At 60.9% G+C, this 13,345-nt stretch carries 8 protein-coding genes and 1 tRNA gene; 5 read left to right on the top strand and 4 right to left on the bottom strand.

The genetic code is table 11. The features are described 5' to 3' along the window. The first annotated feature begins 55 nt into the window (after nt 1–55). A complete protein-coding gene (locus LOK46_RS22585) occupies nt 56–775 on the top strand; it encodes a helix-turn-helix transcriptional regulator (RefSeq protein ID WP_273560630.1) in 720 nt (239 codons plus the stop codon). 36 nt (nt 776–811) lie between these two features. On the opposite strand, the gene LOK46_RS22580 is transcribed toward LOK46_RS22585, so the two are convergent. Beyond that, nucleotides 812–888 (bottom strand) — tRNA-Arg (locus tag LOK46_RS22580). Nucleotides 889–1,140: 252 nt separating this feature from the next. Here LOK46_RS22580 and LOK46_RS22575 point away from each other — a divergent pair. Next, nucleotides 1,141–5,460, top strand: a complete 4,320-nt coding sequence (locus LOK46_RS22575; RefSeq protein ID WP_273560629.1) for a hypothetical protein — start codon at nt 1,141–1,143, stop codon at nt 5,458–5,460. 243 nt (nt 5,461–5,703) lie between these two features. On the opposite strand, the gene LOK46_RS22570 is transcribed toward LOK46_RS22575, so the two are convergent. Beyond that, nucleotides 5,704–6,066 (bottom strand): hypothetical protein, encoded by a 363-nt coding sequence (locus LOK46_RS22570; RefSeq protein WP_273560628.1) that lies wholly within the window; start codon nt 6,064–6,066, stop codon nt 5,704–5,706. A gap of 863 nt (nt 6,067–6,929) precedes the next feature. On the opposite strand from LOK46_RS22570, the gene LOK46_RS22565 reads away from it, so the two are divergent. Genes LOK46_RS22565 through LOK46_RS22555 form a run of 3 tightly spaced genes read left to right on the top strand, consistent with a single transcriptional unit; the run spans nt 6,930 to nt 8,913 of the window. Next, entirely contained in the window at nt 6,930–7,658 is a 729-nt protein-coding gene (locus LOK46_RS22565; protein ID WP_273560627.1) for a hypothetical protein, read from the top strand. Then, nucleotides 7,655–8,143, top strand: a complete 489-nt coding sequence (locus LOK46_RS22560) for a hypothetical protein (protein WP_273560626.1) — start codon at nt 7,655–7,657, stop codon at nt 8,141–8,143. The genes LOK46_RS22565 and LOK46_RS22560 overlap by 4 nt, the downstream gene beginning before the upstream one ends. Continuing rightward, the gene (locus tag LOK46_RS22555) at nt 8,140–8,913 is read left to right on the top strand and encodes a metalloprotease (RefSeq protein ID WP_273560625.1); all 774 of its coding nucleotides are present in this window, start codon (nt 8,140–8,142) and stop codon (nt 8,911–8,913) included. The genes LOK46_RS22560 and LOK46_RS22555 overlap by 4 nt, the downstream gene beginning before the upstream one ends. Before the next feature lie 162 nt (nt 8,914–9,075). On the opposite strand, the gene LOK46_RS22550 is transcribed toward LOK46_RS22555, so the two are convergent. Together LOK46_RS22550 and LOK46_RS22545 are read right to left on the bottom strand one after the other, a co-directional pair. After that, nucleotides 9,076–10,323, bottom strand: coding sequence for a tyrosine-type recombinase/integrase (locus LOK46_RS22550; RefSeq protein ID WP_273560624.1), 1,248 nt, complete (start codon nt 10,321–10,323; stop codon nt 9,076–9,078). 506 nt (nt 10,324–10,829) lie between these two features. Then, entirely contained in the window at nt 10,830–13,028 is a 2,199-nt protein-coding gene (locus LOK46_RS22545) for a bifunctional DNA primase/polymerase (protein WP_273560623.1), read from the bottom strand. Nucleotides 13,029–13,345: the final 317 nt, after the last annotated feature.

Here is a 13,345-nt window from a genome sequence, read left to right as displayed (position 1 = left end):
GGGAGGACTTGTAGGGACGCCCTGTTGACAGCATCCTGTCAGCAGGAGTCGAACGATGCGTCGCGCGGACAGGCTGTTTCAGATCATCCAGATCCTGCGGCGCTCGCCGCGCCCGGTGACGGCCGCCGAGATCGCCCGGGAGCTGGAGGTCTCGGTCCGCACGGTCTACCGCGACGTGGCCGACCTCGTCGGCCAGCGCGTGCCGATCGAGGGCGAGGCCGGGTTCGGCTACGTGCTCGGCGCGGCGTTCGACATGCCGCCGCTGATGCTGACGCCCGACGAGATCGAGGCGGCCGTCCTCGGCGCGCAGTGGGTCGCGGGCCGGGGCGAGCCGGTCCTCGCCAAGGCGGCGCGCGACCTCATCGCCAAGATCACCGCCGTGGTGCCCGAGCGCCTGCGCCCGTTCATCGCCGATCCGTCGATCGGCACACCGACGGCCTTCGCGCAGGCCGCGGACGGGATCGACGTCGCCCGCGCGCGGGCCTGGATCCGCGAGGGCCGCAAGATCCGCATCCAGTACCGCGACGTCCGCGGCGATCCGAGCCAGCGCGTGATCTGGCCGGTGATCGTCGGGTTCTTCGATCAGGCCCGGATGGTGGCGGGCTGGTGCGAGCTGCGCGGGGCGTTCCGGCACTTCCGCACGGACCGGATCACCGACGCCGAGTTCCTGGAGGAGCGGCACGGCCTCCGGCCCGCCGTCCTGCGGGCGCGCTGGAAGCGGAGCCTGTCGGACCGGCAGGCGGCGGCGCGCCCCGCTTCGCCGGCCGTGCCGTAGGCGGCGGTCCGGATGACAGGGCCGCGCCGGACGGCCTGGCGACCCCGGTAGGGCTCGAACCTACGACCTGCCGCTTAGAAGGCGGCTGCTCTATCCAGCTGAGCTACGGAGTCTGGAGGCCAGGCGGCCCCAGAAGCCACGGGCTCGCCCGAGGGTCAAGTGCGCGGCTCACCGAGGGAAAACGCTGTAGCGGGATCTCGGTCACCGACGACGGGATGGGTATTCGCGATGCTTAACATGGCTGCGGCCAAGCCTAGTTGGGGGGTGTGGTTACAACGTGGTTACAGCAGCGGTAACTGTGGGAACGGCAGATAGTGCCATCTGCAGAGCTTGGCTAACAGGCCGCAAGCCGACATCCTCATACGATGAAGCCAGATAGCATCCGCCGTGCCTTCTTTGATGTCAGCGAACAGGACATCGACGCTGCTGAGAGAACGGCCCAGTTCCGCCGTGCCGGGTTTGGAAAGACCACCGCCTGGGAAGGTGTCCTTGAATCACGGCTCATTCTGCTCTTGGCGGAGGCCCAGTCTGGGAAGACCTATGAGTGCCAACAGAGACAGAGAGAGATGTGGGCGGCTGGGCAGGCTGCATTCTACGTCGAGCTAGCTTCGGTCGGCAGGCAACCTTGGAGGCAGCTCCTATCGCCTGAGGAAACGGAGCGCCTGGAGCGCTGGCGACGTACGGAAACCGAGGTCGCCACGATCTTTATGGACTCCTATGACGAGCTCATCCTTACGCAGAGCAGCTTTAGATCAGCGCTCCGAAATGTGGCGAACGAACTTCACGGCCACATGGCACGAGTGCGGATCGTTCTCACTTCGCGGCCTCTCCCTGTCGACCGCAAGCTGTTTCTTGAGACCTTCGCGGCTACGGGATGGCGGCCCCGGCCTACCGAAGATGATTTCGCAATGCTGGCGCTCGGTAAAAAGCAAGAGAAGGAGGAAGGGCCACCGGAGATCCGCTACGTCTCGCTTCTGCCGCTCGGGGATAGGGATGTGGTGAAGTTGGCTGCAGGCCGCGGGATCGAAGACACGGAAGCCTTTCTGCAAGGACTTCGCGATGCGGCGATGATCGACTTCATGCGACGCCCACAGGACGTGATTGAGGCGGCTGCAGCGTGGCATGAGTTGGGGGGCAGTTTCGGGACACACGCTGATCAGCTGGCATTCGACGTGCGCGCTCGGTTGAAGCAGAACGCTGATCGGCAGGATCGCGACCTCGCAAACGACCGTGCGTTGGAGGGCGCGAAGCGCCTCGCGCTCGCTGTTGCGCTAACGCAGCGGCTCACGATTCGGCATAACGTGAACCACGATGTCGGTGACGCGGCGACTGTGGTGGATCCAGTAGTGATCCTAACTGACTGGTCAGATGCCGATCGCAAGGCACTTTTAGAGCGCAGCCTGTTCGGCTACGCGAGTTACGGTCGGGTGCGCTTCCACAATACGCTAGCTGTGGCGTTCCTGGCCGCAGAACGACTGTCTGATCTTTTGGACGCAGGCCGGTCGCGGAAGGTGGTCCGACGACTACTTGCGGTGCGGACGCGGCAGGGTTTTGACGTTATCCGGCCGTCGCTTCGTGAGGTCGCAGCGTGGCTCGCATTGCAGCAACGCTGGGTCTTCGAACTAGTCAACGACCTCGATCCAGCGTTGCTCATGAACCTCGGCGATCCAGGCACTCTGTCGACTGGGCAGCGGCGCAGCGTACTGAGCAATTACGTGGAGCGATTTGGCAAGGGTGGGTGGCGGGGGCTATCGGTCCCCGCGGTTCAAATACATCGCTTCGCTGATCAATCACTCGGAAATATCGTAAAGAAGCAGTTCGATACCGTCGAGAATTCGGAAGTACGGCAGGTCCTACTCGATCTGATCGCTGCCGCGCGCTTGGCGGACTGTTCGGAACTCGCAAGGCGCGTGGTCTGGAGTTCGGGCGCCAGATCATACGAGAGATTGAATGCTCTTGACGCTTTACTCGCCCTTAATGACCCCGAGCTCTTCAGAATAGCGGAGTGTCTGCGTGAGGGTGGGGGCCCCTGGGATCAGCGCTTCGTCCGCTTCGCAATCTGCCGACTCTTCCCCGAGCGTATGACGGTCGATCAGTTCGTGACAGCACTAAGCTGGATCAGCGAAACCCGGAGTTTGGGATCGGAGCTTTCTCGGAATTTGCCTCCATTGATAGGCTTGATGAGCACGCCGCAGCTCGAAGAGTTGCGCGCCGCACTGACTCCACTTGTGCAGGAAGGCCTCAGGTTCGAGATCAGCCTCCACGTTGCGCAAAATGATCGCCCGCATCTCGTGCATCTGTTGGCCGCGGTCTGCAGTCGCTTGCTAGCGGAGCACGCTCTGGTGTCTCAGCACGCCTATTCGGCGGCATTGGCCGCTACGCTTGCGCGAGGAGTCCGGTCGAACGAATCGGTTCCCTCCGGTCTTGCCAGCGGCATCGCCTCCGCAGCGCTCGATATTAGAGCGGCCATCTTCGACGAGGCTGTAGGGCTATTAAGAAATCTCCGACCAGAAAAACCCCGAATTGATTTGCTGATCGAAGTTGTATGGCGCGGAATTTTGGAATACCAACTTAGTGATGCTACGTGGGTACGCGAGCGCGTATGCAATCGGAGCGCGCCGTCGGATGTTCGCGCCGCGGCTTTGCTGGTCGACATCCACGAATTCGCTCCCAAGGGCGACGATCGATTGGACTATCTCTCTGTGATTCGTTCTCTGGTCGAGGATGACAAGGTACTCGCCGCTTATACCGAGGAACGACTGAGGCCTCACATTCCGAGTCGGCAGGAGCGGCGATGGCGGCTTTGCGATCAGCGGCGTCGGCGCCAGCAGGAGCGGCGGATGGCCAAGGATCGAGCCAGTTGGGTGTTGTTCTGGCGCGAGTTAAGTGGCGATCCGGACATGGCTTTTGGGCCGGATCAGGTGAAAAGAACGGCCTGGAATTTGTGGCGCGTCATGAAGAAGGGTGGCGCGCGAAGCCGCTCCTCGGGGTGGGACCGCCAGTTGATCGAGGAGCATCTAGGCAAAGATATCACCGATCGGCTTCGAGCCGCGATGTTGCCGCTTTGGCGCGCGGAGGTCGCACCATTGGAGTCGGAACGGCCGGTGGAGGAGCGCAGCACTTACAGCGAGCGTTGGATACTATGTTTGGCGGCAGTGACGGCGGAGGCTGAGGATCCTCGGTGGGTAGAGAAGCTGACACCGGACGAAGTCGAGCGCGCGGTGCGGTACGCCCCGTGGAACTCCTCGGGTTTCCCGGCATGGCTGGACGCGTTGGCCGCACGGCATCCCGACATCGTTGAGCGGTTACTTGGCAAGGAATTGAGTTGGGTGTTGTCGCTGCCACCAGGCGATAGAAGCTACTCGATGCTTTTTCAGAACATCGAGCATGCCTCGCCGAGCGTCGCGAAGCTGTTCCTGCCGCGTCTTCGTTCCTGGCTCACGGCCAGCGAAGATCTTCCACACGACGCCGATAGCGTCGAAGGGATCGCTAATCGGCAGAGGCGAGCAATCGGTGTCTTGCTGAAATTCGGTGATGCCACTGATCGCGCAATGATTCGCGAGCTCGCGGTTGCGGTGCTAACCCAAGGTACTAACGATACGATCGAAAGAGTTTGGCTGCCGACGCTGTTCGCGGTGGACCCGGAGCACGCCGTCGCACGCCTCGAAACTCTGTGCGCGAGTGTCGAGGTTACACGCGAGAGCAAGGCGGTCGTATGGATTGCTAGGCTGTTCGGAGGGTTCGATCACGACCACGAGGTCAGCCTCGCTCATGCTGGCATGACTCCAAGCCTGCTTCTACGACTGTTGCGGCTCGCCTACCATCACGTTGAACGCGGCGATGATGCCGTCCACGAGGGAGGGTATTCCCCGGACGTGCGGGATGAGGCGGAGCGAGGGCGAAACGCGCTGCTCACTGCAGTGATCGATCTGGGGGGGCCGGAAGGCTGGGCGGCGAAACATGAGATCGCGAATGATCCAGGGTTTCGTTACCTCAGTGACCGACTCCGTACATTGGCGATTGAGAAGACCGCACGGGAGGCCGATGATCTTGCTATGCGTCCGGAGCAGGTCGCGAAGCTTGAACATTCGAAAGAACCTGGGCCACGCTCACCGGCAGAGATGTTTGCCTTGATGATGGATCGAATGGACGATCTGTCCGATGAACTTCTCGCAGACGGATCACCTCGAGAGCTGTGGGCGACTATCAAGGACGAGCGTGTGATGCGGCGCGCGATAGCAGATGTTCTTAAGAGTAGCGCTCGCGAAGCCTATTTGATCGAGCAGGAGGGTGTGACGGCGGATGAGAAGGAGACTGACATCAGATTTATATCTTCAGTCAATGGAGTTTCGGGTGTTATCGAACTTAAGGTTGGGGACAAGGATTATTCGGGAGCTAGCCTAAAAAGGACGATTAGCGAGCAACTTGTCCGAAAATATCTAGCACCTCCCAGCAGGCGAGCCGGCGTCTTGCTGATAACGCGCGCTGAGCGAGAAAGCTGGCAACATCCCGAGACTGGTAAGGCACTCGACTTCGACGGTCTCATCGAGATGTTGAAGAAGGCAGCGGGTAACTTCCAGGTGAACTCCGTTGATGAAATCCACATTGATGTCGTCGGACTTGATCTGACACCGCGTCTTGGCACTGAGCGTGAGGCAAGAAACACTCACAGGACCAGCAACTAGGAGTTAGGCCGGCGTCGGCAAGTTGCCATAAAGGACATCAGTTTAGGTGTTTCATTTAGTTTCAGATGTGTATTGGCTGAGATCTTGCCGCCTTACTAGAGAGCGAGCCTATGACGCGCGGCCTTTATGCGCTGCAGTTCCGCTGCGCGTACAGTGGTCGGTAGCAAGATTTTGTAGGTATTCCCCGGAGTTGTTAGCTGGAATCGTAAATTGCGAAGGGCGGCTTTGAGGCAGGAAGTCTTATCACGTCTCCGCGGCTTCCTCCGCCCGCCCTGCTGCGCTCTCTGCCTCGGCTAGCGCTTCTTCGGCTTCTTCGCTGCCCGGCGCGGCGGCCTCTGCCGCATCAGCGTGTCGCTTGGCGGCTGCCGCATGGTGCTTGGCGGCTGCCGCATGGGCGTCGCGAGGATCCTCGCCATCCTCGGCTTGCCGTACCGCCTCGCCGGCCTCGCGCCTCGCGTCACGCACCACTCTTAGGATCATGCCCGTGGCGTCGGTCGCCTCCGCGGCAGTGTCGGTTTGCGTCGCCGCGTCAGAGCTGGCGATCTCCGCGTCCTTCTGTTGGGGAGCGTCGGTGTCACCACTTGATTCGCGAGCTTCGTAATGCATCCCTGCGGCAAGGGCGTGAGCGTCGGCAGCAGCGGCGTGCTGACGAGCGGCCTCGACATGCGCAGCAGCGCAACGGCGGCCCGTCAGCCTAGCACCAGCAATCGTGGTATTAGTCCCAGAATAATGGCGGGTCATCATTGGCGTGGCTCACGGCCTCAGCTTCAGAGCTCGAACATAAAACCACGCTAAGAGAACGGGAGCAATAATTTGAACTTATTTCATCCAATTATCGGATAATTTCATAATCTGCGTCGCAATCATGGCGCCATAATATTGAATGAGGCAGACAAATATATCATTTTCATTTGTGAAGGTGCTCGATCAACCTTTTCATAAGCTGGGAATCTCCGCTTACGGGCTGGTAAATACAACACTTACGAGTGGAGTGGGTGGATTTTTGCCGGTCTGCTTCCGAAAACACGGTGACTAAGGCGAATGTTCATTTAGATCAGGAATATCGGAGACTTCGCGCCAAGTACGACCATTAAATCAAATATGAAAGCTGCTCCGTGGTTTAGTTCTGTGACAGTCGCAGTTCTTGATATCTACGTTAATGCATCAGGGATTGTTGCGGTGCTCGCCGCACAACTCCTCTGCTCAGGCCGGCTCAGGACATAAATCGTAAGGCCGTTGTGCGAGTAATCGCTTGTACAAGGCTGTTGCTCGACGGCGGAACAACGGATACGCTTAGCAACTCGGGCGCGAAAAGGTGGGGGCCTAGCTTGCTCTTGAGACGCCATTTCTGGGTCGGTGCAGCCGCATCGCTCGCTCTGGGCTGGCCGGACGTGCGGGCGCAATCCTCAACGCCGCGCATTGCCTCGTTCGACGCCTTACTCGCCTCGGTTTCCGCGAAAGAGAATGAGTTGGAGGAGGCCCGAGCGTTCAGGGAGCTCGATTACCGCGATGCTGGCCCGACACGCGAGGAGCGGGCTGCTCAACCGGGCCTTGCGCGCCGCTACAGCGACGGAAAAGCTATTTCAGCGCGAGCACACGATCTCCTCGTTCGGTTCGAGGTTTCGAGCAAGGCCCGTTACGAGGCTCGCTATCGCGCGCCGATCTGGCCCAAGGGCGCCTCAGGGGTCACCATCGGAATCGGATACGATGTTGGCTACACCGATCCTGACGTTCTCAAGGATGATTGGCAGGGGCTCATCCCCGCGGCGGCAATAACGAAGCTTAGCGACGCTTGCGGAAAGAAGGGCGACGATGCCGAAGTCCTTGTCCCCTTCCTGAGCGATGTCGACGTGCCCTGGGCTGCCGCCGAGATGCAGTTTCAGCGAATGCAGAAGTTCGTCGCTGGCGAGACGCTTCACAGCTTCCCGGCCGCGCGAGGCCTTTCAGACGACGCATTCGGCGCCCTAGTCTCACTCGTCTACAACCGCGGCGGATCGCTGAGGTCCAGTCCATCGGATAGGCTGGACCGCCGCCGTGAGATGAGGGCTATCCGCCAGTTGCTCCAAGACGGACGCGCGGCGGAGGTGCCAGCGCAGATCCGAGCGATGACGCGTCTGTGGGCCGGAAACGCGGACGCTCGGGGTCTCCTCGACCGGCGCGAGCTTGAGGCTCGGTTGTTCGAGGCAGGGATATCATGAAGATTGCGACGGTCATCGCGGGCATGGCCGTTTGCCTGCTCGGCGTGAGCTGGTCGCCGGCCCAAGCCCAGTTCTCAGATCCGCGGGGCTATCTCGGCACACTAATCCAAGCGTTCCAGAATTGCGGGCCGTCCACAGCATACCAGGGTCTAAGTCCACAAGTTTACCAATACATCGCAATGCAGACTGGCGGATCTGGCTGCTATCAGGCGGTGCAGATGCTCGGTCAGGTGAATAAATTAACTGTCGAAAATCAAATTATGATGCCAGTTGGGCCGCTCTATAGCGTGCGGGCTGAGCACGCCAGCGGTACGCAAAGCATATGGCAGATCGGGTTCAGTAGGATATCCGGTCAGGTCGAATACATCAATTTCCAGCCTGCGCAAACGAGCCAGGGGCCGAAGCAGCCGGATCCGAAGACATTGCCAAAGCCAGGGCGAGAGACCTTAGACGGCTGCGTGATCTACAAGGTGATGTGCGAATGACTATCGTCTTGCGTCGCGAGGTAGTCCTGGGGGGCGCCCTCACGTTAGCTTTCGGCGGCCGGTGCTCGTGCGCACTTGCGCAGGTCGGTCCTTATCCAACCTTTGGCTGCGTCGTGCCGCCCGCACGCGAAAGCTCGTTTCACGGCCGCGCGACAAGGGCGGAGACCTTCAAGACTGGGACTGAGCAGTTAGAGCCGCGTTCGAACAACGCACCACTGGACTATGCCCTCGCTCAAACACTCGCACGGCTGGCACGCACCTTCGACGTTCTCCCGGCCTTTTCATATTTCCAAGAGGAGCGTGACGACGACTTCAACGCCTTAGCGACGAAGAGCCCGATGTTGGAGCGCGCTGACGGCACGGTTCTGTTTGGGCTTGGGATGCTCCGCCATCTCCTTGATGTGTCAGAACGGCCCGATGCCGCGATTATCTCCGTGTGCGCGCACGAGTTCGGGCACATAGCGTCGATGAAGCGCAACGAGATCGACAAGCTCGCACCCGATCCAACACAACCCTATAGAGCCGAGCAACACGCCGACTATGTCAGCGGGTTTTATGCCGGTCTCCGTGCGCGTGAGGTAAAAGACTATCCGGCGTTAATCTTCGCAACAACCGCACGCGCTTTGGGGCGCCCGACCCGGGGCACCCACGGCACTTCCGCTGAGCGAGGGCGAGCCGTTGTTGAGGGCTTCAAGGCGGCCAAGGACAGGAACCTTTCGGTCAGCGAAGGCCTCGATGAGGCGTTCAGATACGCGATGAGTCAAGCCTGATAGGTGTTCAGGAAGTCAGTAGTTCCCCTTCTTGGACGCTCGATGCGGAGTAGATTTAAGTTCGCCGAAGAGGAATGCCCAACGCACCGCTTGCTTCGATATTGACCGTGACGGTGAACAAAGATGCGACATTAAAGGCGCGATGCGCGTGGAAAGCTTCCGCTAAGCGGCAAATGCTCGGTCGATCGCGATCGACGCGGCTTCCCCGCCGCGCACTGCCTGCGTGTAGTGGCTGAGCGTGACCGCTGGGCTCTTATGGCCGGCAATTTTCGCCACGAGACCCACCTCGATGCCCTCGGCCTGAAGGATCGAGATGAACGCGTGGCGTGCCGAGTGGGGAGTGACGTATGGGACGCCCGCCCGCTTCAGCAACGGCGCCCACATCCGCGTCCTGAAGTTTGCATAGAGCAGGACTCCCCCGCCACCGACCCGCGACAGTGGCCACGCCTGCCGCTTTCCGAGACCGGGGAACACCCGGTGTGGTTCGCCGTCGCGCTTGGGGCAGATCTCCTGCCACGAGACCAGCAGCGCGCGCAGCCGCGCCGACATCGGGATATCCCGCCGTCCGGCATCAGTCTTGGTGACTTCGCACTGCCTACCATTCATTTCCTGCATTCGTCTGATGCGGATGACATTCCGCTCGAAATCGACATCCTGCCATAGGAGAGCGAGTTGCTCGCTCGGTCGCACACCGGCGAGAAAGGGAAAAGCCACATAGGCACCCCGTTCCACATCGGCCTCGGCAACGGCGAGAACGGCCCCGATCTGCGCGGGCGTCAGGATCGCCTTGCGTACGCGTGGCGCGGCCTTCAGTCGGGTCGGCATGGTCGGAGGCCGGATGCCGAGATCCTCAGCCGCTAGCGCGAGCGCACTGCCGAGGTACTTCTTCGCTCGCGCTGCGGTAGAGGGCCCGACGTCCCGGGCGAGCAGCTTGTGCCAGCAGCGGATTTCGCTGGTCCCAAGACGGTTCACCTTTATTGCGCCGAGCATAGGAGCGAGTGATGCGCCCTCCGGCACGAGACCAGTCTCGGTAAAAGCGCGACGCTGAGCCGGTGTCGCCGAGACCAAGAGCGGCCCGGTGATGTAGCGGGCACCCTTTTCGTACTCGAGGAGCGTCCGACCCTTCACGTCGCCGCGTCGACCTTCGAGCCATCGCGCAACCGCATCGGCGATAGTGATGGCATCGCGGTCGGGGACGTAGGCCCGGGCTTCGACTGCAGCCTGAATCTCGTTGCGCTTGGCGATGGCGTCCTTCTGACGGACGAAGAATAGTTGAGTGCGCTGACCGGTCTTTGGGTCAGAGTATTTCAGGACCCAGCGCGTGTTGATGACGACTTCACCCGAGCGCAGTTTTCGCTTCCGATCTCGCTTCGTGAGGCTAACGTTGAAAGGCTTGGTTGAAGACTTCATTAAAGCTCCGGGGAACGCTTGCAAAGAAAATCATGCAGTTGCATGAACGACAATTATTCGGTCGCGCGCGTGGTTAACGATCTGCGCGCGACCAGCGCCCGTCGGACATCGCCGCGAGACCTTTTGGCAGGTTCGCTCGTAACCCCGAATGGAACCACGAGCTTGAGACGCACTCATTGAGCGGCCTGAAACACGACCGGTCGTACTCGTCCGATGCTAGGAATACAGCCGGTTGAGGTTCTCGGGCCGCAGCTTAACGCCCGCGAAGCGGTAGGTCCGTCTCGGACCGGTGCGCAGGGTGCAGACGGTGTAGGTCGCAGACGCCCCGCGAGGAGTACCGCTCAGGAGGGGAGGAGACCCCCTCCCTCTCCACCCATTATTTTTGGGAGAAGGGGTGTGAACCTACACCATCGTCACCATGCACACCGCCGGTCAGTAATCCGGCGTGCCAGGGGGCTCCAGTGGCGCAGGCGGGTCGTTCTCCTGGCCATCCATCCATATCCGGATCAGCTGCCCCTTCTTGCTGCGCTTACCTCGTCGAAGTGGATGCCGACCAACTTGAGGCCAGTTTTGAGCCCATCAAGGTGCTTCGACAGCTTGAGCGCCGTATCCGGGAAGTATCTGGATGGCCTCTCCGGCTTTATCCGGAAAAGCAGATCGGAGATGGTCCCCTCAAATGGCTTCTCCTGCACGATATTCCGGAGTTCCACCCCCACTACATCGTTGTTAGTCCGCTCGATGATCCTCTCAGTCTGGCAGCGCATCAATGCATCAATGATCGAGCCCTTCGCGAGGCCTGTCGCCGGCTCCGCTGCCGCGAGCCAGCGTGCCGCGTCTGCCATCCGGATGTTACTTGAGAGCTCCGTCTGATGTTCGTCTTTCACCGCACGGGCAATGGCCATGTACAGCGCGCCAAGGATGCGGGGGCGGAGCGCCTCGATCTCCGCGTTCATCTCCGCCTCTGTTCGGCGCGCATCGTCGTCCATGCGCGTGAGCTCGACCGGGATGACGCGCTCAATCAGGTCGGACTTAGTTGCGACGTCGCTGATACCATTGATGATAAACGGTCGTGTCGCGTTCATCGTGTAGAGCTCACCATCGGTGTAGAGCTTGCGGCTGACGTAGCCGCCGCCTGTCGCCAGCGAACACAAAGCGTCCGAGACATTGGCGCCCATGCCCGACGAGTTGTCGAACACTAGCAGGAACAAAGCATCTGCCATCACCATCAGGTCGCGTTCGTTCTCAGGTAGACGTACCTTCTCGGCCTGGTTGGGGTCGATAAGCCTACGTAGTGCCGAACTGAGGAAGCTCTTGCCGCTGCCCTGCTCTCCTTCGATGAGCATGCAGAGATAGGGGCCTCCGGGCCGGAGCGCGTTGATTAGGAATGCGAGGACGAGCGTGTATGTTTCGTCCGGCAGGGCGAGGAGCTGCTGTAGCTCGCGTAGGCTTCCACCCGAGACTGGCTCGGGTAGCTCCAGCATTCCGGCGGTCCGGATGAACCGCACCGGACTCTTGTGGAGAACTTGGTAGCCAGCTGCTGTGATGTGGACCACGTGACCATCCGTGCGCCCGAGGTCGATCACAACGTCAGGGCCCAGACGCCCGATGCGGGTAAAGACAGGCTCGCATGGACCGTCGAACTTGGCCCGAGCCTCAAGGAGCGCGATCACTTCAGTGCGGGCCGCTTCCTTCAGCGCCCGGCCAGTCTGCGTATAGTAGGCCTGCTGCAACACCGCCGCCGCGGAGGACGAAGATATGGCGTAGGTCAGCACCCCGCCTGTCTCGGTTGGGATTGAGATAAAGCCACGCTTTCTCTCGTCGTGGAACAATTCGACGCCCCACTCAGCGAGACGTCCTACTAGCATTTCCGTGGCAGTAACCGTCTCGCTGCGCCCGCCGCCCGGCTTTCTCGTCGTATCCGCATACCCCTTCTGGCGCGCGCTCTCGACCCAGCCCGGCAGTTCGGCCAACGAGTTGCCATCATAACCGGCGGGCAGGAGCGCTGTGACGAGCGCGACGATCTGCTCGTCATTGCATCCGTGCGCGACGAGCTGCGCCGCAAACGCGACGCCGGCGTCGTGTGTGCCGGCGCCGGTCGTGATCACCTGGGCATGTGGCGATCCGACAACCGCTCTCAATAGCGTCAGTGTCTCGCGATCGATGATCGGCATCGCACCAAGATCGGCGTCGAGCAGAGACGAGCCGACCCAGATGTACGGCCTCCCCGTCTCGGGATGGATCGACGGCGGCAGGACCGAGAACTTCCCGCCGAGCAGGATGTCGATCGCACCACCACCCGACCCATCCATGACCTTGGTGGACTTGAGATCTTCGCTGTAGCGAACGAAGACCGTAAGGCCCTTCTTACCTTTCTTCGCGCAAGAGGCATCACCGAGGATGGCCTGCACGACAGGGACAAAGGCGTCCTGATCGACGTCGATTGCGCCCAGGCGATACCCGTCCGATAGCTCGGTGCCGGTCAGGATGCCAAGGCCGCGATCCGAGTAGCGGTTGATCAACTCAGCGCGCCTATCACCGCTGAGCGGGCTAGAGGCGAAACCGGGCCATCCCTTGAGCTCCTGCGCGGGTCGCTTGGTGCTCGGCTCGAGCGGAAGAACGCGGAACCCGCGTTCCCAGTACATCGGGGCGAGCGCCCGGAAATCAGACTCGGGTGCGATGTTTCGGTTGCGGAGGGGGCGGTTCACAGTGAACCTCCCTCGGGGTGGTTGAAGCCGAACGACCCATGCTTGGGGGAAGCTGAGGTCTGGCCCACCATCGCATCCTGGATGTCCTCAATGCGGACGTAGAGGCGCCCGTCAAGTAGACTATGGCCAGGTATGACGCCGAGCTTGACCGCACGCCGAAGCTTATAACTCGGGATGCCGAGCTCACGCGAGGCTTGTGGAATCGTGTAGAACCGGTTGGATGCTGCGGATCGGTTCGAATTTGAGGCGGATCGCATCTAGTTCTCCTTCGCGAAGAACCATTGCGTCTCATGAAGTGCTGTTCTAGAGCGATGCGC

It is taken from the genome of Methylobacterium sp. NMS14P (genome assembly GCF_028583545.1).
GTDB lineage: Bacteria > Pseudomonadota > Alphaproteobacteria > Rhizobiales > Beijerinckiaceae > Methylobacterium.
Note: the sequence above shows the minus strand (reverse complement) of the source record. Positions and strands in the feature narration are given on the sequence as shown.

Excerpts from the sequence above, each read along its gene's own strand:
- LOK46_RS22585 (WP_273560630.1), top strand. The coding sequence starts at position 56 with ATGCGTCGCGCGGACAGGCTGTTTCAGATCATCCAGATCCTGCGGCGC.
- LOK46_RS22575 (WP_273560629.1), top strand. The coding sequence starts at position 1,141 with ATGAAGCCAGATAGCATCCGCCGTGCCTTCTTTGATGTCAGCGAACAG.
- LOK46_RS22570 (WP_273560628.1), bottom strand. The coding sequence starts at position 6,066 with ATGCATTACGAAGCTCGCGAATCAAGTGGTGACACCGACGCTCCCCAA.
- LOK46_RS22560 (WP_273560626.1), top strand. The coding sequence starts at position 7,655 with ATGAAGATTGCGACGGTCATCGCGGGCATGGCCGTTTGCCTGCTCGGC.
- LOK46_RS22555 (WP_273560625.1), top strand. The coding sequence starts at position 8,140 with ATGACTATCGTCTTGCGTCGCGAGGTAGTCCTGGGGGGCGCCCTCACG.
- LOK46_RS22550 (WP_273560624.1), bottom strand. The coding sequence starts at position 10,323 with ATGAAGTCTTCAACCAAGCCTTTCAACGTTAGCCTCACGAAGCGAGAT.